This is a genomic window from Streptomyces sp. WELS2, assembly GCF_013870595.1.
GTDB lineage: Bacteria > Actinomycetota > Actinomycetes > Streptomycetales > Streptomycetaceae > Streptomyces.
Genome location: NZ_JACBWZ010000882.1, coordinates 1 through 2,423, shown reverse-complemented (window position 1 = coordinate 2,423; position 2,423 = coordinate 1). Strand labels below are relative to the sequence as shown.

Annotated in this window: 3 protein-coding genes; 2 read left to right on the top strand and 1 reads right to left on the bottom strand. The window is 73.5% G+C overall.

Annotation, left to right across the window (positions count from 1 at the left end; genetic code table 11):
* Positions 1 to 986: trypsin-like peptidase domain-containing protein (locus H5J33_RS31210; protein WP_181798120.1), on the bottom strand; the 986-nt coding region annotated here is incomplete at its 3' end.
* 168 nt (positions 987 to 1,154) lie between these two features.
* On the opposite strand from H5J33_RS31210, the gene H5J33_RS31205 reads away from it, so the two are divergent.
* Complete coding sequence (locus H5J33_RS31205; RefSeq protein WP_181798121.1) at positions 1,155 to 1,928, top strand: polysaccharide deacetylase family protein; 774 nt, start codon at positions 1,155 to 1,157, stop codon at positions 1,926 to 1,928.
* Between the two features lie 54 nt (positions 1,929 to 1,982).
* Positions 1,983 to 2,423, top strand: a complete 441-nt coding sequence (locus H5J33_RS31200; protein ID WP_181798119.1) for an SRPBCC family protein — start codon at positions 1,983 to 1,985, stop codon at positions 2,421 to 2,423.

Sequence of the window (2,423 nt, the reverse complement as noted above, 5' to 3'; positions counted from 1 at the left end):
GGGCGGGGGTCGTCGCGGATGCCGAGGCGTTCGGCGATGCGGTCCATGACCTGGGCGGTGGTCAGTTCCGCGACGTCCAGGGCGAGGTCGTGGGCGCCGGCGGGCGGCACGGTCTCGGGCGGGTCGTGGCTGACGGCGCTGGTGTTGCGGTGGGTGCGCAGTTCGCGGTCGGCGAGGGTGACGGCGCGCTGGAGGGTGAAGGCGCGGTCGCCGCCGGCGGGGACGGCGGTGACGAGCACCGGCCAGCCCTCGCCGCGGAACCAGGAGGCGAGTTCGGTGGCGAAGGGCACGTCGAGCCGGCCGGCGGCGGGTCCGGTGCGGGTGCGCAGCCGGGGGTCGACGGCCTCGGCGCCATCGGTCCAGGCGGCGACCTGGGGCAGGTGGCTGAGGATGGTCTCGGTGGGGCTCATGTAGCTGAAGGCGGAGCCCGGTCCGTCGTCGACGCTGAGCACGATGCCGATGACCTGGTCGGTGGCGTGGTCCACGACTCCGCCGCCGCTGAAGCCGGGTGCGGCCAGTTCGCCGGGGGTCAGGGGGCGCAGTTGCACCTGGCTGTCCCGGCCGCGGGCGGCGACCAGGGTGGCGCCGTGCCAGCGCCCGCCGTCGTCGCCGTCCGGGAAGCCGTACATGCTGACGGGTCCGTGCGGGGCGGCGAGCCGGTAGAGCCGGGTGGCGTGTTCGGCGGGCAGGGGCGGTGCCAGGCGCAGCAGGGCGAGGTCGCCGCTGCGGTCGCCGAAGGTGTCCTCGCGCTGGGGCACGTGCTCGTCCGGGCGGACGGTGGCGGTGACGGGACCGAGGCCGGGCACGCCGACCAGGCGGACGGTGTAGTGGTGGCCGGGCCGGACGACATGGCCGGCGGTGAGGACCCGTTCGGGGGCGAGCAGCACCCCCGCACCGAGGACCCGCCCGTCCGGCGTCTCGATGCGCGCGATCCAGGCGGGTGTCCGTAATCGTGCCGTGCCGACTCGCTCCCCCGTGCGCGTCATGGTCCTTGAGGTTACTCCGAGTGCCCGGCCGGTACTACTGGTGTGCACGGGGTCTTTGCCCGGTATCACCCGAGAGACTCGAACGAGTGCGCTATACACGCAGTGTATAGTCCGGACATGCCTCTCTTGACCGACACGATCGCCACGCCTCCGCACGCGCCCGGGAAGATGCACGGAACGGGCCGGAGGTTGCGTCGCCGGGCCCTCGCCTGCGCGGCGGCCGCGGCCGGCCTGACCCTGACCCTGGCCGGCTGCGCGCAGGTCGACACGACCGCGCCGAGCACCGCCCGCGCCGAGGCGGCGCACGGCGCGCCGGCCAAGTTCGGCAGCGTCGACTGCCGCAAGGCCAAGTGCATCGCGCTCACCTTCGACGCCGGGCCCAGCGAGAACTCGGCGCGGCTGCTCGACATCCTGAAGGAGAAGAAGGTCCCGGCCACCTTCTTCCTGCTCGGCAAGCGGCACATCGAGAAGTACCCGGAGCTGGTCAAGCGGATGGCGGCGGAGGGCCACGAGGTCGCCAGCCACACCTGGGACCACAAGATCCTCACCAAGATATCCGACAAGGAGATACGCGAGGAGCTGAACCGGCCCGACGAGGCGATCGAGAAGCTCACCGGGCACAAGCCGACCCTGATGCGCCCGCCGCAGGGCCGCACCGACTCCAACGTGCACGAGATCTGCAAGGAGCTGGGCCTTGCGGAGGTGCTGTGGAGCGTGACCGCCAAGGACTACACGACCAACGACTCGGCGCTCATCACCAAGCGCGTCCTGGACCAGTCGTCCCGGGACGGCATCATCCTGCTGCACGACATCTACCCCGGGACCGTGCCGGCCGTGCCCGGCATCATCGACGCGCTGAAGCAGCGCGGCTACGTGTTCGTGACGGTCCCCCAGCTGCTGGCCCCCGGCAAGGCGGAGCCCGGCAAGGTGTACCGCCCGTAGCCCCCGCGGCGCACGCGTCGCGCCCGACGGTCCGGCGGTGCCTACGATCGTGCCGTGCCCCTCTTCTCCCTCACGCGCACGGTGCCCCTCCCGCCGGACGAGGCCTGGCGCCGGCTCACCGAGTGGCCGCGCCACGCCGGTGCCGTCCCGCTGACCCGGGTCAGGGTGCTCACACCTCCGCCGCATCGGGCGGGCACGCGGTTCGTCGCGCGGTCCGGGCTCGGCCCGTTCGCCGTGGACGACGTGATGGAGGTGACGCTCTGGCGCCCGCCGACGGGGGACGCGGGCGGGGTGTGCCGGCTGGAGAAGCGCGGGCGGGTGGTCCTGGGCTGGGCGGAGATCGAGGTGTGGCCGGGTCCCGGGGGCGGCAGCCGGGTGGTGTGGCGGGAGGACCTGCGGGTCGGCTTCCTGCCACGGTTCTTCGACGGCGCCCTGGAACGCGCTTCCCGCCTGCTGTTCGGCCGCGCGGCGGACCGGCTGCTCGGACGCCCCTGA

Bases quoted from the DNA above. Each gene is read 5' to 3' on its own strand.
- H5J33_RS31205 (WP_181798121.1), top strand. From the start codon at position 1,155: ATGCACGGAACGGGCCGGAGGTTGCGTCGCCGGGCCCTCGCCTGCGCG.